The organism is Nostoc sp. JL33 (assembly GCF_017114985.1).
Classification (GTDB): Bacteria; Cyanobacteriota; Cyanobacteriia; order Cyanobacteriales; family Nostocaceae; genus Nostoc.
On the sequence record NZ_JABXKP010000049.1, the window covers coordinates 151,516 to 171,904 of the forward strand.

14 protein-coding genes and 1 pseudogene are annotated in these 20,389 nt (G+C 41.7%); 2 read left to right on the top strand and 13 right to left on the bottom strand.

Annotated elements, in window-relative coordinates; genetic code table 11:
* Window positions 1-56: 56 nt before the first annotated feature.
* The 9 genes and pseudogenes from HWQ23_RS13265 to HWQ23_RS13305 form a co-directional block, all read right to left on the bottom strand.
* A complete protein-coding gene (locus HWQ23_RS13265) occupies window positions 57-692 on the bottom strand; it encodes a restriction endonuclease subunit R (RefSeq protein ID WP_292828914.1) in 636 nt (211 codons plus the stop codon).
* A gap of 341 nt (window positions 693-1,033) precedes the next feature.
* Entirely contained in the window at window positions 1,034-1,534 is a 501-nt protein-coding gene (locus HWQ23_RS13270; protein ID WP_292828916.1) for a cupin domain-containing protein, read from the bottom strand.
* A gap of 340 nt (window positions 1,535-1,874) precedes the next feature.
* Window positions 1,875-3,263 (bottom strand): histidine--tRNA ligase, encoded by a 1,389-nt coding sequence (gene hisS / locus HWQ23_RS13275; RefSeq protein WP_292828918.1) that lies wholly within the window; start codon window positions 3,261-3,263, stop codon window positions 1,875-1,877.
* Window positions 3,264-3,522: 259 nt separating this feature from the next.
* Window positions 3,523-3,747, bottom strand: coding sequence for a hypothetical protein (locus tag HWQ23_RS13280; protein WP_292828920.1), 225 nt, complete (start codon window positions 3,745-3,747; stop codon window positions 3,523-3,525).
* A gap of 260 nt (window positions 3,748-4,007) precedes the next feature.
* The gene (locus HWQ23_RS13285) at window positions 4,008-4,298 is read right to left on the bottom strand and encodes a clan AA aspartic protease (RefSeq protein WP_365741308.1); all 291 of its coding nucleotides are present in this window, start codon (window positions 4,296-4,298) and stop codon (window positions 4,008-4,010) included.
* A 75-nt stretch (window positions 4,299-4,373) separates the two neighbouring features.
* The gene (locus tag HWQ23_RS13290) at window positions 4,374-4,646 is read right to left on the bottom strand and encodes a hypothetical protein (RefSeq protein WP_292828922.1); all 273 of its coding nucleotides are present in this window, start codon (window positions 4,644-4,646) and stop codon (window positions 4,374-4,376) included.
* A gap of 451 nt (window positions 4,647-5,097) precedes the next feature.
* On the bottom strand, window positions 5,098-6,516 hold the full coding sequence (locus HWQ23_RS13295; RefSeq protein ID WP_292828924.1) for an aldehyde dehydrogenase family protein: 1,419 nt from the start codon (window positions 6,514-6,516) through the stop codon (window positions 5,098-5,100).
* A gap of 17 nt (window positions 6,517-6,533) precedes the next feature.
* A pseudogene (locus tag HWQ23_RS13300) lies at window positions 6,534-6,785 on the bottom strand (hypothetical protein); the annotation flags it as partial.
* A 54-nt stretch (window positions 6,786-6,839) separates the two neighbouring features.
* On the bottom strand, window positions 6,840-6,998 hold the full coding sequence (locus tag HWQ23_RS13305) for a hypothetical protein (protein ID WP_365741311.1): 159 nt from the start codon (window positions 6,996-6,998) through the stop codon (window positions 6,840-6,842).
* A 234-nt stretch (window positions 6,999-7,232) separates the two neighbouring features.
* Between HWQ23_RS13305 and HWQ23_RS13310 the strand changes: the two genes are divergently transcribed.
* Complete coding sequence (locus tag HWQ23_RS13310) at window positions 7,233-8,162, top strand: NmrA family NAD(P)-binding protein (RefSeq protein WP_292828926.1); 930 nt, start codon at window positions 7,233-7,235, stop codon at window positions 8,160-8,162.
* A gap of 95 nt (window positions 8,163-8,257) precedes the next feature.
* Here HWQ23_RS13310 and HWQ23_RS13315 read toward each other — a convergent pair whose 3' ends face one another.
* The 4 genes from HWQ23_RS13315 to pbpC all read right to left on the bottom strand — a co-directional run bounded on the left by HWQ23_RS13315 (window position 8,258) and on the right by pbpC (window position 14,151).
* Window positions 8,258-9,043, bottom strand: a complete 786-nt coding sequence (locus tag HWQ23_RS13315; protein ID WP_292828928.1) for a red chlorophyll catabolite reductase — start codon at window positions 9,041-9,043, stop codon at window positions 8,258-8,260.
* On the bottom strand, window positions 9,024-9,200 hold the full coding sequence (locus HWQ23_RS13320) for a hypothetical protein (RefSeq protein WP_292828930.1): 177 nt from the start codon (window positions 9,198-9,200) through the stop codon (window positions 9,024-9,026). The genes HWQ23_RS13315 and HWQ23_RS13320 overlap by 20 nt, the downstream gene beginning before the upstream one ends.
* A 199-nt stretch (window positions 9,201-9,399) precedes the next feature.
* Window positions 9,400-10,776 (bottom strand): PQQ-dependent sugar dehydrogenase, encoded by a 1,377-nt coding sequence (locus HWQ23_RS13325; RefSeq protein ID WP_292828944.1) that lies wholly within the window; start codon window positions 10,774-10,776, stop codon window positions 9,400-9,402.
* A 1,041-nt stretch (window positions 10,777-11,817) separates the two neighbouring features.
* The gene (gene pbpC, locus HWQ23_RS13330; RefSeq protein WP_292828946.1) at window positions 11,818-14,151 is read right to left on the bottom strand and encodes a penicillin-binding protein 1C; all 2,334 of its coding nucleotides are present in this window, start codon (window positions 14,149-14,151) and stop codon (window positions 11,818-11,820) included.
* 491 nt (window positions 14,152-14,642) lie between these two features.
* On the opposite strand from pbpC, the gene HWQ23_RS13335 reads away from it, so the two are divergent.
* Entirely contained in the window at window positions 14,643-20,318 is a 5,676-nt protein-coding gene (locus tag HWQ23_RS13335; protein WP_375466448.1) for an alpha-2-macroglobulin family protein, read from the top strand.
* Window positions 20,319-20,389: the final 71 nt, after the last annotated feature.

The window sequence follows — 20,389 nt, forward strand, 5'->3', positions numbered from 1 at the left end:
AACCATTGTTAGACAATGACAATTCATCCAATTGATTTGCGAGGGAAGGGAAGCATTTAAAGCTGACAAATTGCTTTTAAAACTTCTAGCAACTGACTTGAACGCTCTCTTTCCATTAAATTTAATTCTGGCAACAGATAATAAATAGGGGGATTTCCTTGTTCGAGATAGACAAACTGATAACTTCTGCCGTTAGTCGCTAATCCCCAAACTGATTTTTGATTATCTAAATTTTTATAAGCATAAGTGAGTAGCTGAGGTAAACCTGTCGATATATCAACCTGACTATTTTTCGATTCAATTAACAGTACCCAAAAATATCTTTGAGGTTTTGTATGTTTAGCTTTACTAATAGCTAAAAGATCAAATCTTCCTTTAATTTTGATCTCTTCATCTTCAACTTCAATATCAGCAATATTCTCCTCCAAAATAATCTCGATAGGATAGCGATAAAAACCAGCTAATCTTAGTAAAGGGGCAACTGCAAGAAACTTTACCTGACCTTCAGAAACTTTGCCTGCTGTAAGATATCTATCAAAGTCATGCTGAATTTGTTTGAGTTCTTGCTGTTCTGCTTCCGTGAGAGGTTCCAGAGATAAGTAGTTAGAAAATGAGTCACTGTACTGTTTTTGAAAGCCAAACAGACGCTGAACTTCTTCTAAGGATAAATTACGAGCGTTGAGAATTGTCATATATGAACCTATCCCACTAATAATATCTCTGCTACAAAGCTTAAGCTTATTGAGAACTGAAAACGAAAAATCAAGGTTTTCAAGCAGATTTTAAGAAAAAAAGTAGGGGTTTTTAGAATAGTGGGATAGGTTCATTTTTGCTTGATTAAGGTGCAACCCAATCCAAATTCTCTACATAAAACCTATCTTAACCCCAGGTTGACTGACCAACTTCGTTAGGCTGCAACGAAAAAGATTTGTCAGTTAATCAAATATTTACCTACAGTAAAATCTGTAAACTGTCTTTTATGAGGCAATACGCTTGGGTTAAGGCTCAAACTCTTTGTCAAAGTCAATGTTTGCTAGTCGAGATAGTCCGGCGGGAATACTTTCTGACCGTACTTTTCGGCGATGCCCTGCAACCGTTGCTGATCTTCCGGACTCATAACCGGGGGAGGCAGAAAGGTGCCGGCTGGCACGGGCGTGCCTATTTCCTTAAAGAAGTCCTCTAGTCCGGCAGGAACTACCACGCACAAAAGGTGTGCTATTGTATCCGTCTTATTCTTAAAACAATGCACTACCCCACCCAAGGGGATGTTGACAAATGAACCCTTCCGGGCTGTATAAGTTTGAGATTTAGTTTTAACCTCAACTTCCCCTTCCAGTACATAAAAAGCTTCTTGAAAGCGGGCGTGCGCGTGGGGCCCAGGCCCGCCTTGCGGCGGCACCAGCATATCAATGACAGCGTAAGCCCCGTTGGTTTGTTCACCGGTAATAACTAGGCGGTAGGTATCACCTACCACCGACAGAATCTGGCCGTCCTGAGCATTTACGGTTGTAAGATCATTGATTGGATTTTCCATGATGTTAAATTTTATCCCTTTTTTAGGATTTCCTAAGTTGCCTTGTTTGAGTCTAAGTAAGTCGGCGTTAAAAAATCAACCTATGTAATGAAGTGTAAAGTCAGCAAAGAGCTTATAAATGAATTATTCCAGGGTTTTTACGAAACTCAACATACCTTGATTTTATCGTGCCTACTTACTTACGGTGAATGCGTCGCACTGAGCGCCCGAACCGTAAAAAGAAGTTTGTTATGTGTAGCCGCGAATTCCATTCGCTGGAGCTTAAGTTGACTGTGCCCCTACGATAGATGTGGTTGAAATAAATGAAAACTGGGGGAAAATTTAGAACTTTCGTAGTTTATTAGCCAAGCCTTCTTTTAACTTCCTCAGCCAAATCTACCAGTAGTACTTCTACTTGCTCACCTGTTTTCAAATCTTTCAGCGAGGACTTTTGCGCTGCTGCTTCCTCAGAACCAATAATTACACAAAATTGAATTCCTTGTTTATCAGCTAGCTGAAATTGTTTACCCAAGGGGCGCTTATCAAAATTAGTGATGACATTAATTCCAGCCTGACGCAGATGTTGCGAAACTTTTAAATAAGTTGGCATTAAATCTTCTTGCATATTCACTACCATCACCTGGGCTGGTGTAGCAGCTAAGGTACTAAGAATACCAGCTTTTAGTAAACGACTAATTAAGCGAGTTAAGCCAATAGAAATGCCTACACCAGGCATCTTTTCGCCCAAGAATACCCCAACTAATTCTTCATATCTCCCGCCAGAACAGATACTACCTAAAGCTTCATGTCCTAATAAACTTGTTTCGTAAACTGTGCCGGTATAGTAATCAAGACCACGGGCAATAGATAAATCAATACAGAAACGATTTTCGGCAACTCCTAGATTACGCACACCTGCAATTACCGTTTGTAACTCGCTAATTCCCAGACTTAATTGCTCGGTTTCTGACAGATTTTCTGCGAGGTGCTTGAGTTTATCTAATACTTCATCAACGGAACCATCTATTTTAATAAAATCAATAATTTTTTGAGTCTGTTCTCCTGAAACTCCCTCTTTCTCTAACTCCTGTTTTACTTTACTTTCACCAATTTTTTCTAAGTTATCAACAATACCAATACACGATTTAATTTTATCTTCGATAATTCCGACTGACTTAAAGAAACCAGTAAGAACTTTGCGATTATTGATGCGAATCAGAAAATCACCAATATTAATTGCTTCAAATATCTCAGTGATAATTGCAGGCATCTGAGCGTCATAGAGTAAGCTGAGTTCACGACGAGCAACTACATCAATATCACACTGGCGAAACTGACGAAAACGCCCATCTTTCGCGCGTTCTCCCCGAAAAACCACATCCATTTGATAGCGGGCAAAAGGAAAAGTTAACTCATTTAGGTGACGGGCAATATAAGCTGCTAAAGGAACTGTTTGATCAAACTTTAAAGCTCTTGCTTCCGAACCAGTTTCGCCCGATTTATCTCTCTCGGCTTGCCGATTTGGTGGTAAGATGGGGTCAATACCATAAATGATATTGTCGCCTTGATTGCCTTTAGCTTGCAGCACTTCTAAACGTTCTATAGCAGGGGTTTCGATAGGCGTAAATCCATAGCTTTCAAAAACTCTACGGATGATATCTAGCAAATATAATTCTAGACGCTTTTCAGTAGGAAGAAATTCTGGGAAACCACTAGGAGTAGAAAAGTTTATTTTGTCACCTTTGGCCATGCGTGTACCTTACTAAGTTGAGATTTGAGATCAGAGTCATACGCAATCCGCCTGCATAATCCGCGCAGGCGGATTGGAGAATAATTAGTGGTTATCTCTGAGCGGAGAAATTACTATTTTAGCCGTTCTTGTTGAATTAGAGTGCGTTGAAAGATTTGATTATTCTTAAATCAATACCAAGTGCGGATACGATTGTTATTGTCAAGGCTAATGCAATACGCTTGGGTTAAGGCTTAACTCTTTGTCAAAGTCAATTTTTTTAACGTAGACGCGGAGCGGTGAAGCAGCGCGGTCTTCTCCCAAAGGGAGAGGCTAGCGCCTGCCGTAGGATGCCCGAAGGGCTATAAAGGCGATCGCAGGACAGGAACGACTCAGCAAAACTCTTGACGGCAACAGTTTCTTCCGTGGGTTGCCAATCCTTCAAGCCAAGCTCCGACAACAGCAAATCCTCAGCTTGTTGATAGATAACTTTTGATTGTCTCAAAGATATATGTGCGGATTGAACTAAATTTTCAATGTTATGTTGAAATTGGTTTGAAAAAAAGGGAATTTTAATAGTCTTTATTTTGTATATAAAAAGGTTGAGTTGAACGTTTCCTGTAGATTCTCTAATAGTTTGAAGGCAACTTCCTAATTCTAAATATATAAGAGATGCCAAAATTGAAGCATTGATGCGATGCCTCCGGCGGGCTACGCCTACGCCAAGCAATGGGCATCAACCGTGAATGCTTTACTTTGGCAAGATTACAAAATTTCATCAACCAGGACAGTACCACCTTCATAAAAATCAATGCTGAAATGATAATCTGCAAGTAGTGAAGTTCCCAGGAGAGGACGACGGCCCATCGCCAACACTATGACTTCTCGCTCCGCACCGTTCCAAACAATCTTTATTGCATGAGCATTTGTTGTAGTTTTGGAGTTGTCGGCAAGATTTGCTTGAATTTTAGCAATTATATGGCAAGCTAAGTTTTGCAACCAGATCAGGTGGCAAGGTAAGAAAACCTTCAAACCCCGTATCAATAACAAACTCAATTTCTATATCTGACTTGTCTTCCAAACGAACCAAAACACTCATTCGTGCTTGAAGCCCAACCACCGTCCCATGTATCACTGTATCGTCCTGACTAATAAACCACCAACAGCATACACGGCATCATAACCAATCCTTTCTGCCCAAATTGCTGCATCAGGCTGTTTGGCTTGCAAACGACGGCTTGTTACCAGCAAATCATCACCAATTTCATATTCACCTGTTTCAACATTGATGGAAATTAATTTGCCAATATTCTCTACTGTCTCAACTTGGGAACGGATATGTTTTTCGTAGAATTCTTTCCCACGTTGGATAATTTCTTCGTCACTTAGTTTTGGATAAGACATACAGGCAAGCTTCCAAGTAAAGCATTTGATTGCCCTATTTATTATAGTGTGCAACTTATTGTTAAACGATATGGAAACGAGCCGCGATGCCTGTCATCTCATATTCCCGGCTGTCTTTGCCATACTTCAATACCAGACCATTGACCAAGTAAACGAATGAACTTGTGTTCTGAACGAATAGACTTGTGTTCTGAACGAATAGACTTGTGTTCTGAACGAATAGGCTTGTGTTCTGAACGAATAGGCTTGTGTTCTGAACGAATAAGCTCGTGTTCTGAACGAATAGGCTCGTGTTCTGAACGAATAAGCTCGTGTTCTGAACGAATAAGCTCGTGTTCTGAACCAAAACTATCAAAATTCTTCCAGGTGCTTTAGTTATCGTAGACGAAACTGTGGCAGAGGCGATCGCCATTGGTTACGCTAATGAGTTGCATAGTGATGATGGCATTGGTCACTCCCCATTCTCAAACCACCAAGGGTCATTAGTAGCGTTAGTTTTGATCAAAATAGCTTTTTTTCGCATGAACCGTTTCAACGCCGCCGCGCCCATGCGTGACCCTCCCAAACCAGAGAATTTAAAGGCGTTTTTTTCTCCCTCATGTATCATGGCGGTGAGTCCAGCATCGTTGATACTGATGCCACCTGCATCTATCTGGTGGGCAACTTCTAAGGCTTCTGCTTCTAAGGCAAATACAGCAGCACTCAATCCATAAATTGAGTCGTTCGCTAAAGAGACTGCTTGTTCTACTGTGGAAAAAGGCATCACTGGCATAATTGGGCCGAAAGTCTCTTCGGTCATCACTTTCATGGAATGGTCAACCTGGGTGAGAACTGTCGGACGACACCACCAACCCCCACCTAAGTCCTCAACTACACCGCCGCAGTGAATTACTGCTCCTTTTTCAACTGCATCTAGGAGATGGTCGCTAATAATTGCTGCTTGTCTTTCGGTGATGATCGGGCCAATTTCTCCACTTTCGACTGTAGGATAGGCTAGCCCAAGGCGATAAGCTTTGGCTACTAATTGATGGTAAAACTTTTCAAATATGGATTCAGCAACATAAATTCGCTCAATTGAAAGGGATGACTGTCCGGTGTTGACGACGGAACCCCACAATATTGCTGAGGTTGCTAATTCTAAATTGGCTGATTGCAAGACGATCGCCGGATCTTTTCCCCCTAATTCTAAAAAAGCTGGAATAAACCGTTTAGCAGCAGCTTCTGCTACTTTTCGCCCCGTGGCTACACTGCCTGTAAAACATACCAAATCTACATTTTCAATCAAAGCAGATCCGGTTGCGGCTGCTCCTTCAACAAAAGTTAATACATCGTGCAGTCTGGGAACGGCGTTGAGTGCTGTAATCATTGGTGCTACGAAGCGGGGAGCAATTTCACTGGGTTTGACAATCACAGCACAACCCGCCAACAATGCGGGAATGGTATCAATGGTAGACAGCAATAGCGGAAAATTCCACGGACTAATTATCCCAACTAGGGGATAAGGAACGGATGTTTGTTGCAAGGCGATAAAGGGAATCGCTGTATTTTTTGCAGATTCTTGCAATAATTCCGGCGCTAATTTACACCAGCGATCAATACTAGAGAGGAAGGAGTCTATTTCTAATACTGAGGCTGACAATCTTCCCGTATCATTTACCAAAGCTTCTGTGAGGCGATCGCGTCCAGATAATATCGCTTGTTTCCACTGCTGTAAAGCTTCAATTCTCCCCTCTAAACCCAACTGTTGCCAGCGAACTTGCGCCCGGCGCGTGCGCTTACATTGCTGTACCAGCAGCTTTGTGGGCGGTGGGATAATTACGTAGTCATATTTGCCAGTTCGGGGATTACGGACTTCTATTGGTTTTGTCATTGGTCATTTGTCAAGAGTTATTTATTATTTATTTCCCCATACCCAATGCCCTGTTTGCCCATTCCCCGATTACAAATTATCCCCAGGTTAGTTAAGCGCTCAATGGTGGCTTGCTGCGTTTGGAGGAAGTGTTTGCGGTCTAGTTCTTTTTCTAGCATAGTATTAGCAGGGTAAAAGTTTGATTGGCGGTAACTTTCGGCGTATAGCTCAAACCGTTGGCGTGCAAGTAAATTATTTAACCTCGGTCGGCGGCGATCGCGGCGTAATGCTACTCAGAGAATGCGATGCCTTCGGCATCGTACAAGTTTATCTGTTATTTCTGCTCAAAATAGCCGCACAGTGATTTGGTTGTCTGGGTGGCGTTCTGCGATCGCCCGGCGCACAATTAAATTACGGTTAGACAAAGCAACATGCTGATCATCTGGTACGGATTCAGCTTCATCTACCCACTTGAACCAGCGATCAATCATCTCATCAGCCACCGTGCGAAGACGAGCTAATGTTAGTAGCTCGAAAAGTTTTCTAGAACCCTTACCAGCCGTTAATTTAAGTTTACGTACATCGGGGCAACAGGCTTTTTGTTGTGAATCTTAAATACTCCTCAACTGCTCAAATACATTTGTATTGTTTAAATCAGGTTGCTACTTAATTATTGTTTGCTTCTCCTGTGTTTGTATAAACTTAATTTAAATAAAGAATTCTAGGTAGAAGAGAGAATGTCAAATTTGGGCGATCGCACAGAGTCAAACACCGATAAAATCTTACTTATCGGTGTTACTGGCGGCACAGGTGGAAATGTCGTTAAGGGATTTCTCGAACAGGGAGTTACCAACCTGCGAGTCATCACTAGAGAAATTGACCTTAATCGTCCAACTCTTGCAAAGCTCAACGATGCCAAAGTTGAACTGGTAAAAGCCAACCTCGACGATGAAGCCTCCCTGATAGCAGCCTTTGCAGGGATTTCGGTTGTTTACTGCCATGCTACTTCTGCGGACTCCACTAAAATTGACCCGCTAGAGGTGGAGAGAGCAAGGCGAGTTGCACAAGTTAGCAAGCAAGCTGACATTAAGCACTTTGTCTATAATTCCGCAGGTGGGGCGGATAGGAATTCAGGAATCCCCCGCATTCAGCAAAAGTATCAAGTAGAGAAAATTCTCAAACAAGCTGGCTTACCGACTACTATGTTGCGAGCCTGCTTGTTTATGGAGGAGTTTTGGAAGAAGTACACGCGACCTTCCATCCTCAAAGGTAGTTTCCCATTTTCCATTCAGCCACACAAGCCCCTTCATCTAATTACAACCAAGGACATGGGCCGCGTTGCTGCCTACGTAATCAAACATCCCACCAAGTATATTGGTCAAGAAATTGAGCTAGCTGGCGATGTGCTGACTCCTCTTGAGATGGCAGAGGCATTTTCTCAAGCGCAGGGGATGAAAGTTGTCTACAAAGAGACACCCGCCTGGATTTTCTTACTCTTGCTGCAAAAAGAACTGTTCGATTTGATTCAGTGGTATCGCAAACAAGGTTATCAAGCCGATGTCCAGCATTTACGAGAAGAGGAGTTTCCTGGACTTCTGACCACATTTAGGGAATTTCTGGCAGAAACCAACTGGGCAAATGCGGAACTCACCTACGAGAGTCTGTGATCGGATTAGTACACTGTGGCAAAGCGCGGTAGGATTGTAAATTAGTCGTCATTGGTCATTAGCAAAGGACAACTGACAAAAGAGAAATGACCACTTCAGAGAATGCGATGCCTAGTTTGGGCTACGCCTACGCCACCCCAGAGCGATCGCACAAGTCTATCTGTCAATTCCGATCCAAACATCTGTGCAGCAAATTTATTACCTGGATCACGTTCAGCACTGATCCGGCGGAGCGACAAATCACGAACTGCCAAAGCATCGCGTGCATCTTCTGGCACAGGTTCAGCTGCATCTACCCAAGTTAACCAGCGATCAAGTGTTTCATGTGCAAGTGTGCGAGTTAGTTCCAGGGTATCAAAAGTAGGTGCGCCGGTGTAGCACAAGCTAACAGGCGATTGAAATAGGCGAACATACACACTTTTGCTGGTAAATACCTTGAGGCGCGAATCGGACTGCAACTTCAAGAATGTTTGGTTAACTGGCTCATAGTAGCGATCAAGATATGCCAAATCGGTTAAAAGCTCAGTCCGGGGGATGTAATCTATATAAAAGAAAATATTTGGAAGTGTGCCAAACTCAAACGCTAAATGAGGAACCTGAATATGTGACTTCAACCAAGTGGTGAGACGCATGGTGCTGAAGTTTGAACTTTCAGGATTTCCCAGCCACGAATGAACTAGCCAGTCAATTTCTGACCCGAAAAAAGTGGTCAGCGAGCCGTTGATATTCCCATCGAGACTACGGTATTGCTGTAAATCTTGTGTAGAAGGGTCTGGATGTAACTGAAAACGAGCCTCTAGTTTTTGGTGGAGTTCTTTGGTAATTCCCCACAACTGCTCAAATACAGCTTTATTGTCTAGATCAGTTGGTTGCTGAGTCATAGTTTGAGTTTGTTGCTTTTATATAGACTTTGACACTTTCCCCATCTGTTATGAGGGCGAACATCTGTGCGTTGCTACCAAAGCCTATATTACATCGCAGACTGCGATCGCTATGATCATTTGTTGCTGGATTCAAATCGGCTACGACTAGAACCATTAACCTTACTTATAAAATTAAATTTTAGGCTGGATAAGGGTTTGAGATTAAATTTTGTGTAATTAATTTTGTCTTACTACTTATATATCAGACAGAGTTTGTGTGAAATGGGATGAAATCTGGAAATCATTTTTATCTGGGGAGTGATTCGCTAACATCATTTGCGAACCATTCCCCCTTTTCCACGTCCTATGACAAATCAGCGTGACCGATTGTAGGAGAGTTTGTAGATCGTGCCACTGTAGTCATCTGAGATTAACAAATTGCCTTGCTGATCTACTGCCGTATCCACGGGTCGCCCCCAGTATTTTTCCGTTACTGGAAGTGTCCAGCCGCTGACTAAATCTATCTGATCCCCTGGGATCTTTGTCGTACTGTCCCAAGGAAAGTAAGCTATTTTATAGCCAACATAGCCACTTTTTGGCTGCCGATTCCATGAGCCGTGCAGCCCTAGCACTACCCCATTTGAGTAAAGGCTGGGAAACTTCGTATTTTGTAAGAAGGTTAGTCCCAACGGAGCCGAATGCGCTTGGATACCTCTGATAATCTTGTCCATCGCATTGCAATTAACATTTCCATCAGCATTTAACTTAGAGTCGCGATCGAAGGGCATATAGTAAAAGCGACTTGCGGTGTCAGGATTAGGGTTACAGAATGGCCAACCGTAGTTACCGCCATCTCGGACTCGCGTGAACTCCTCTGCCGGGTGGTTGTCCACGTAGGACGGGATAATCTTACCGTAGTTGTTAGTGGCATCCTTGAAGGGATAGGTGATTTCGTCTCGATTATTAACGCCTACCCAGAGGTCATTTGTGCCAGGGAGGAATGCCAGTCCTTCTGCATTGCGTAAACCTTGGGCAAAAAGCCGCGGATTGCTTCCATCAGCGTTGTACTGGTAAATCGCACCGCGCCGTGGATTACTGACAGTATCTGCGACGCAGGCGTTGCACGCCGAGGCGATGGACACGTATAGTTTGTGGTTGGTATCGAGTGCGATATTTTTCAGTTCGTGAGCGTAAGCACCTTTGAGTTCCGATCTGCTGCCGTCTGGTAAGCCGGCGACGACAACTTGGCGATTGTGCGCGGTTATGTCTCCAGATTTGTAGATGAAGCGGTTAATTTGATTATTCTCAGAGATATAAATGTATGTGGTGTTGTTAATCGTGTGAAACACAATGTCGTGCGGCCTGCGTAGACCTGTCACGAAGTCAGAAATAATTGGGTCTTTGCTGCCATTTGCCCTGACAATTAACACTTTACCGGTACTGGGCTGTGATACTAGAAGATTGCCATTGGGAGCAACTGCTATAAAGCGGGCTTCCCGAATGCGAGCATAAACGGAGATGGAGAAATTGGGCGGCACTTTCAAGTAACGGCTAATATTGAAGGGCCAATAACTCATTGTATTAGGCACGTTAACCTTGGTGTTAACAGACGCAGCTGGTGGGATGGCCAACGCTGGGGTGGAAAGAACCTCGAAGGGGATCACAGTAGTAAGCAGGGCCAAGCTAACTAGCCGCACAGATACTATCTGTCCGAGCCACTGTTTTCGCTGTAAAGCAAACAGAATTGACATTTTCAACTTCCTTTTGATGTGGATAGAAAAATAGAGAACTCCACTTAAGGCTGTGTTTAGAGCCTTAGTTGTAGCAGCCAGTAACGCCAGAAACGCTCAGAATGGTTTCAAACTAGGACTAACGCTCTTTTATGTCTCTGAGGAGAGAAAAATAAGATGCAGCCTCGCTTGATCAGCAAAGTCAACAAGTCCTTGTTTGCAACCAACGGATAAATAAGGTTTTATTATTCTCTAACGAGAGTGATAAAAGAGCGCCAATTGCAAGTAACTGCAAGTAAAACAAGTATTTTATTTACTATTTACAGTAGTACTTTGTCAAGCTAGTGCAAGAGGTTTTGTAGTCAGGACTTTAGCCCTGACTACGAAGTTGCTTACCCATGAATTCAAATAACATACAAAATCGGGCAAGTACTCAAAATGAAATAACACTATTTTTCGCCTCTCAACTATCAGCAAGTATATGAAACCATGATTGCTGCATTGTCTTAAAACATCCAAATGTTATCTAAAACCCCTACAGAAATTGGCTTATAAATTTCTGCAAACGTTTAGTTGTTACTCGAAAATTTCTGAATTGTAGGTTGTATTACTTAATATTGCTCTTACCTAGATTTAACTAGCATATATAGAACTCCGGTTTGATTAGGGATTTCCAACAAATAAATTACTACTACTTCTGGGGTGGACGGAAAAGGCCGCCTTGGGCTACGGGCGGGTGAGACACCCACCCCACAAGAAGTAATTGAGTATTTTTTCATTTAGAAGTCCCTTAATGAAAACTTTTTGAAATAAAAGCTTTGCTGGACAAAGGTTTTAGTCTTAGTATGCTGATCATTAATTCAAGTCGAATCCCTATATTTAGGTTACATCGTATTGAGATAAAAGTGAAACGTAACTCGTATATTCACTAATATTTAAATTTTATGGAGAAAATTCTTCGAGTAAATTTACGTTAGTAAATTTACGCAAGCTAGAATTTAATATGATGTTTTAGCAAAAAGTGGCGATACTCAAATACAAGTTATTGTTAGCTTACTGGCATCAGTCCTTTATCTTCATCCTTACCGGAGAATTACTAATAGAAAATCCCCGGCGCGTGGGTTTAAGAGTAGCTAATTCCACCTGAAAACTTACTTTGTCGCTCATTTCCCCACTTCTCGCTAACAAAGTCCAATTACCAGGACGCAGATACCAAAATAAAGAATTAGCTGAAGCTGTATCTAGCTTTTCACCATTCAGCCACCACTCCACAGGCGCAGATTTATTTCCCGCTAGCTTAAATTCGAGTTTTTGCTTCGCTTCTTCACCTGGATATAGTAAGAATAAATCGCCATGATGCGGAGATAAAATTCTCAAATTGGTAGAAGTAAAATTCGGTTGCTGTTGTTTTGCCAACCACTCATCATACTCTGGCGGTAAATTGAATTGATTTTCACCTTCGTAGTTACTTTTATCTTCAGGATAGAAATATTCCTGCACCACTGAGGTACAATCTGGTGTTGGCCGTAACCCGGAAATTGCACAAACAGGTAGTTGCACTAAACCTTCTGGAGACGGAAAACCTGCTGGTTCTTGATGTTCGTGCAGATGTAACATAATCCGATTCCACAAGGGTGCAGCCCCTGTAACACCTGAAACTTGTCGCATCGGTTCGCCGTTGAAATTGCCTACCCAAGTAGCAACGGTGTAATCGGTAGTGAAGCCAACTGTCCAAGTATCACGATAATTGGAAGAAGTGCCAGTTTTAACAGCAGAAGGAAAGGGTAAATTTAACACTGAGTCTACACCAAATGCTGTTGCACGAGCATGGCGATCGCTGAGTATGTTAGTAATTAGTTGCCATATTGTGTGCTTGGGGAGTAGGGAGTAGGGAGTGGGGAGTGGGGAATTGGAAAATGTACTGACTAAAGGGGTGGCATCTCCTTGTCGTGCTATGGTCAGATAGGCACGGGCTAATTCCCAAAGACTGACTTCGCCACTACCTAGAGTCAAACCCAAACCATAATGTTCTGGTGTTTGATTGAGGTGTTCAAATCCCAGTTGATGCAGACGTTCTAAGAAAGTTTCCACACCTACTTTTTCTAACACGCGTACTGCGGGTACATTCAAGGAATTTGCTAAGGCGATTCGCACGCGCACAGGCCCAAGAAAGCGTTCGGTATAATCTGTTGGGCTGTAAAGTTTCGCGCCGGGAATAGCGTAATGGGCGGGTACATCTGGTAAAATGGTATTCGGACGAATTAAACCTTTTTCTAAAGCTAATTCATAGATAAAAGGCTTGAGGGTAGATCCTGGTTGACGTAGCGCCTGCACTCCATCATTACGCCCCAATTTTGCTTCATTAAAGTAATCAGGTGAACCGACATAAGCCAAAACTTCACCAGTGCGGTTGTCAATCACTAACGCAGCTGCATCATGGACGTTGTTGGCGGCTAGAGAAGAAATTACCTGCTGTACCTGTGCTTCGACAAACTGCTGTAAAGGGCGATTTATAGTCGTGCGGATGGGGGAATTTTGGAGACGCGGGGAAATTTCTTCTGTTTGCATTTCAGACAGCTGACTAGCTAACCAAAATAAGAAGTGTGGTGCGGCGATAATTCCTCGCTGGCGAGACTGAAACACAACTTTTTCGGTGTGTGTTCGTGCTGCGTTCGCTCCACTAATATAACTTTCCTGTACCATACGATTGAGGACGTATTTTTGTCGCTGCTTCAGCCGTTCCCAATGCTCATAAGGGTTAAAGTATGTGGGATTATTGGGGATAGCAGCCAACAAACTAGCTTGGGCAAGATTCAATTCACTAGCTGGGATGGAAAAATAAGTCTGCGCGGCTGCTTCCACACCATATATATTCCCTCCCATCGGTAGCCGATTGATATATGCAGCCAGGATTTCATCTTTATTCATCCCTGCTGTTAACCGCCAAGATAACCAAATCTCACTCAGTTTACCAGAGAAGCTGCGCGGCACAGGATCTAACATCCGCGCTAATTGCATAGTAATAGTGGAAGCGCCGGAAACAATTCTTTTGGCGTGGATGGCTTCTTTGCTGGCGCGGATAACAGCTTTCATATCCAACGCGCCGTGATGGTAAAAGCTGCCATCTTCGGCGGCTAAAATCGCATGGATAAACTGGGGCGAAACTTGATTTAGTGGTACTACTGATGTATGCTCTTGGTCACGGGTGAGTAGTATTCCTAATGGTAAACCATTGCGATCGCTAAATTGCATTGCCAACTGATTTTGGGCAATATCTGCGGTACGAATGGGCACAAAATAAGGTAATAGGCGTACCACCAGACAGATTAGCAGCCCAGCTAGGATAATCTTACTAGTGTGCTTAAATTTGAGTAGCGATCGTGAAATTAATTTCATCAGGGAATCCCCTGTACAAGAAAACCTACCTTAATTTTGACGCCGACTTACTTACATTTATAATTCATTGTTCCTAATTTAGCAGATAGAAATTCATGTTTGCCAAATTTAAATACTTCTTTATAGTTAAGAATTGTAGTTATTTCGCGAAACAATTACACGGAGTTAGTTATCAATGTAAATAAACATATTTAAATACAAACTTGAGTATAAATAACTAGTTAGCCTTGGTTATTTATTAGCTTGGCATTGCCCAATCAACGAGGTAGTGCGAACTTTTGTTAGCTATAATTTGTGAATTTTTAATTACTAAAAATATGATTATTAGATTTTTACTCCGTTGCTACTATAAAATTCTCCACCTCTTCCTTCGTGAACGCGTCCTTCTCTGCGAGACGCTGCGCGAACGCATCCTTCGAGGTTCGTTAAAAAAAATTGCACATTCCTCAAGTCGCAAGAGAAAAATACAGTTTATTCTTCTCTTTACATTTATGCTAGGAATGACAGGGTGTAATTTTTTTGGGATCAACTCAAGTAAAGAACAACTCCCAACAGTTTCCCCACTCACGCCGCCGAAATTACCAGATTGGATTGAACAAATTAGCCCGATTGGGGATGCGAAATCTCTTAACCAAATCCGCATCCGTTTTAAAGAAGCTTTAATCCCAGTTGAAAGTCTTGATAGTCCAGAACAGCAAAAAATATTACAAAAATTTGCCCTTTCGCCGCCTTTACCCGGTCAATTTCGCTTTTTAACACCGCGTATGGTGGGATTTCAAGCTGATAAAGCATTGCCAATAGCGACAAGATTTCAAGTCACTCTCAAAGCAGGTTTAGCCGATTTAAAAAATCATCACCTAGACAAAGATTTACCTTGGACTTTCAATACCGAATCTATCAACCTGACTAATTTACCTGGTGTCAATCCCATTGAAAAGGCTGATATTGAACCAATTGATTTACAGCAGAAGTTACAGTTTACTTCAAATGTAGAATTGGATTTAGCTTCTCTACAAGAACATTTACAGTTAATCCCCGAAGGACAAAACAAGGGTGTAAGCTTTAAAGTTGAATTAAACAAACAAGAAAAACCATTAAAAAATGAAGAAGACCCTTTAGAAAAATTTGACCCTTCAGCACGCAATTGGATTTATAACCTCATCCCCCAGCAAAATCTCGAAAAAGCAACTCGTTATCGCCTGGTATTTTCTCCCGGAATACGTCCTGATTATGGTAATCTAGCTACAGAGAAAGAATTTGCCAGTAAGTTAGCAACTTATTCGCCTTTGGCATTTCAGAAAATTAACTTTTACGGACAGCCAGATTCGGGGGGAACATTTGGAAGATTTCTTAAAGGGAGTCCACAGTTAGAATTTAATAATATCTTACTCCCAGATTCAGCTAAAGAAAATATTACGATTAATCCAGCACCGAAAGAAATTTCGAGAATTCTACAAGTAAATGATGAAGATAAAATTGTCGGCATCAATCCTTATGCGCTAGAACCCGCCAAGACTTATACAATTACTATCGGTGCTAATCTCAAAGATAAGTTTGGACAGACTTTGGGTAAACCTGTCACACTTAAATATGATACTGGAGATTTAGCTGGGGATATCTGGGTACCATCAGATTTGAATATTTTCCCCACAAGTAAAGATTTACAGCTAAATATTAGTGCGGGAAATCTGCCAGAATCTAAATACAAAGCAGCTTATCGAGTAGTTAAACCGACAGATTTAGTTTATTTTAATAATAGTAGTGATTTATTACCACAACCTTCTGATTGGCAAAGCTTTCAGGTATCGGGTAAGAAAAATCAATCAGTTGACATTGCTGTTCCTCTCCGAGAAAAAATAAGTGCTGCTACGGGAATGTTAGCTTACGGAGTGCAAGCCCGCACTAATAAATATCAGGAGAATGGTAAGGAACTGTGGCGGGAACCGACAACTTACGGTTTAGTTGAATTGACGAATTTGGGCGTATTTACTCAGTGGTTTCCTGAATCAGGCTTAATTCGCGTGAATCATCTTACAGATGGTTCGCCAGTGAAAGCGGCTGCTGTGGAAATTTATCAATCAAAATTACAGGCGAAATCTCGCCCGGAACCTATGCCTTGTGCAACAGGTAAAACTGATGACAATGGAATTTTTAGAATTGTTCGTGAAGCATTACCGCAATGTTATTCTGGAAATGAAAGCTCTAGTAAATCACCGCAATTATTAGTAATTGCCCGTGAAAATCAAGATTGGGCATTTGCTAGAACAGAAGAATATAGCGGCAGTTATGGATATGGTATTGATGCGGGTTGGCAAGTTGGTAAACCAGAATCACGCGGAGTAATTTTCTCGGATAGACAGTTGTATCAACCAGGCGAAAAAGCTTGGTTGACTGGGTTTACTGACTACTTACAAAAGGGTGCAATTCAGCAAGATAAAAATGCTGGTTACCAATTAACTCTGGTAAATCCTGATGGAGAAAAGACCAATTTAGGTACGCAAACTACAAATGAATTTGGCACTTTTTCTCTGAAAATGCCAATTAAAACTACTCAGCGTTTAGGCTACTATACAATCCAGGCGAAGGGAAAGAATGGGCAAGAAATTTCTGGAGAATTTCGAGTAGCTGAGTTTAAGCCACCCAATTTTAAAGTCGAACTCAACTTAGATAAAGAATTTGCTCTCATTGACGAGAAAGTTGATATTAATGCCACAAGTAATTATTTATTTGGTGCGCCTGTAGAAGGTGGCCAAGCAAAATATTTTATTACTCGCCAGCAGGCTAATTTTATTCCTAAAGGTTGGGAGGAATTTACTTTTGGTAGACAATGGTTGTGGCCGGAGGAAACTCCTACCATATCTAGTGATGTGTTGCAAACTAATGCCCAACTAGATGTTAATGGTAAAAGTAGTCAGACTGTGAATGTGGCTAATGATTTACCATATCCGATGACTTACCGAGTAGATGTGCAAGTTGCAGATGTTTCTAATCTGTCTGTAGCGAATTCTAAAACTTTTACAGCTTTACCAAGTAATCGTCTTATCGGGTTAAAAAGTAATTTCATCGCTGATGCTGGTAAGGCTTTTCCCATTGAAGTGATTGTTACTGACCCTACAGGAAAACCGATAACAGGTCAACGGGTACGCCTGGAATTACAACAGATTAAATACAGCAGCGTCACGCAGTTGGTGGAAGGTAGCCGAACGCCAAAAAATCAAGTTGAATATAAAACAGTCGGACAAGCTGAAATTACATCTGCTAGCAATCCGCAATCGGTAAATTTGACAGCACCGGAATCTGCTTCATATCGGATTAGAGTTAATTTTAGCGATGCCAAAGGCGAATTAAGCGCCACAGATTTACAAATTTGGGCAACTGGAGGAAATCCCGTATTTTGGGGTTCTAGAGAAGAAGATATCTTAGAAGTTAAATTAGATAAAAAAGAGTTCAAACCTGGTGAAACTGCTACTGCACTAATTCAATCTCCCTATCCAGACGCAGAATTGTACTTTGCTGTAATTAAAGACAAGCCTCTTTATCAGCAAATTATCAAAGTTCAGGGAGGCACACCAAAAATCCAGTTTCAAGTTACGCCAGAAATGCTGCCAAATGCAGCCATTGAAGCTGTGTTAGTCAGACAAGGTAAACCCATAAACCAAGTAGAAGCGGGAAGTTTAGAAAACTTGGTGAAGATTGGTTTTACACCTTTTAAAGTTAACTTAGAAGATAAGTATTTAAAACTCCAAGTTAAACCAGTGCAAGCATCACTAGAACCTGGTGCAGAGGAAACAGTTCAATTAGAATTGAAGGACAATCAAGGAAACCCCACCAAAGGACAGTTTACAGTCATGGTGGTAAATGAAGCGGTGTTACAACTTTCTGGTTATCGTCCGCCAGATTTGGTAGATACAGTTTATGCAGAACAGCCAATATCTACCCGCTTTAGCGATAATCGACCAGATGTAATTTTACAACCACAAGATGTAGCTAAACCCAAAGGTTGGGGTTATGGCGGTGGTTTCTCTACCGGTGCAGCTAATACTCGTACCCGCACCGATTTTCAAGCCTTAGCTTACTACAACGGTTCTGTCCTCACCGATACAAATGGTACTGCACAGATAACCTTTAAACTCCCGGACGACTTAACTACATGGCGGGTGATGGCTGTCGCCACCGATGGAAATCTGCGTTTCGGGAATGGGGACGCGACGTTTATCACCACAAAGCCACTGCTAACTAATGCCATCTTGCCACAATTTGCCCGTCCAGGCGATCGCATCCTCGCTGGTTTATCTGTAACTAATAACACTGGGACTACAGGAAATCTCTCAATTAATGGCGAACTTAGCGGTAATGTGAAGTTTGTTGATAAAAACCCCACAAATACTTCTTTGCAAACCAAAGCTGAATCTGCAACTCATGCTTATCGCTTTCCAATCCTGGCGGATAGTGTGGGAGTTGCTAAAGTTCGCTTTACCACTCAGCTAAATACAGCCGCAGATGCTTTTGAAGTTCCTTTGGAAATTAAGCCAATTGAAATTACAGAACAAGTCGTTGAAACTGGTGTCACTGAAAAAGAGGTGAAGATTCCTCTGAATGTTGATAAAAATACTTTCCCTGATGCGGGAGGTTTAGATATTCAATTGGCGAGTACTTTGATAACGGAGATTAAAGCATCAGCAAAGCAAGTTTTAGAAGATGATGATTTGCCGTTTACTGAACCTGCTGCAAGTCAGTTAATAATTGCGGCTAATTTGCAAACTATTGCCCAAAAATATGGTCAGGCATTTGCAGAATTTAATCCTAGCCAACAGGCAAGTAAATCAATTGAAAAATTACAAAAACTCCAAATAGCAGATGGTGGTTTTGCTGCTTTTCCCGGACAAGAGAAATCCGACCCTTGGGTTTCTTCTTATACAGGTGAATCTTTGGCTAAAGCCAGTCAGGTGTTCCCTAATTTAGTCTATTCTGCAATGGTGTCTCGCCTGAAAGCTTATTTGCAAAAAGTTCTGGCGAATCCTGGAGAATACGATTTTTGCAAACAGCAATTATGTAAAAGACAACTGCAACTTAATGCTTTAATCGCACTTTCACAAATTGGGGAAAAACGCAATACTTTTCTTGCAGATATTTATGGACAACGCAATAACTTTGATGTCGTAACTCAAATTAAACTAGCGCGATACTTATCTCAATTCCCAGAATGGCAAGATGAATCTCAACAGATGGTGAACACATTACAACAAAATATCTATGAAACTGGTCGCACAGCAGTTGTAAGTTTACCAGATAGTTGGGGATGGATGAGTTCATCTACCGCGACGCAGGCGGAAGCTTTACGATTATTTATTGCCAAGCAGAGTAAACCCGAAGTTATAGATAAGTTATTCCAAAGTCTTCTCGCATTACGACGGAATGGCACATGGCAAACTAACTATAATAATGCTCAAGCCTTAACAGCTTTGGTAGAATATAGCCAACTGCAACCCACGCCGCCTAATTTTGTTGCCACAGTGCAATTAGCTGGTAATAAGTTAGGAGAAAATCGCTTTGAAGGCTATCAAAATCCTAGTTTACAGCTAAATGTGCCGATGAATAAATTACCTCGTGGCCGTAATGATTTAACGCTGCAAAAATCAGGTAATGGCACTTTGCACTATCTGGTTGCTTATAATTATCGCTTGCAAGGAAATCAATCAGGCAGATTTAACGGCTTACGCATAACACGAGAAATTAGTCAAGTAAATAAAGAGAAAGTTTTACAAAAAACAGGTCTTTATGCTTTCGATAAACCCTTGACTTTAACCTCTGGACAGGTGTTTGATATTGGTTTAGAAATCATCGCCGATCATCCCGTAGATCATATAGTAATTAAAGATCCGCTACCATCGGGTTTTGAGGCGGTGGATGCGAGTTTTCAAACTACCACAGCTGCATTACAAGCAAAAGCCGATAGCTGGGAACTTGGGTTTAAGAATGTGTACCGCGATCGCATTATCGCCTATGCCGACCACCTAGAACCAGGAGTTTATAGCTTGCATTACTTAGTCCGTTCTGTGACTCCTGGGACATTTTCTTGGCCTGGTGCCCAAGTTCACTTGCAATATGCACCAGAAGAATTTGGACGTACTGCTGAGTCTACATTAATACTGGAGGATGGAAAATAATAATTGTAGTTTATTGCATTTCTGCAACTGCAAGTAAAGTATAATCAAAATAATCACGGTAAGATTCGCTC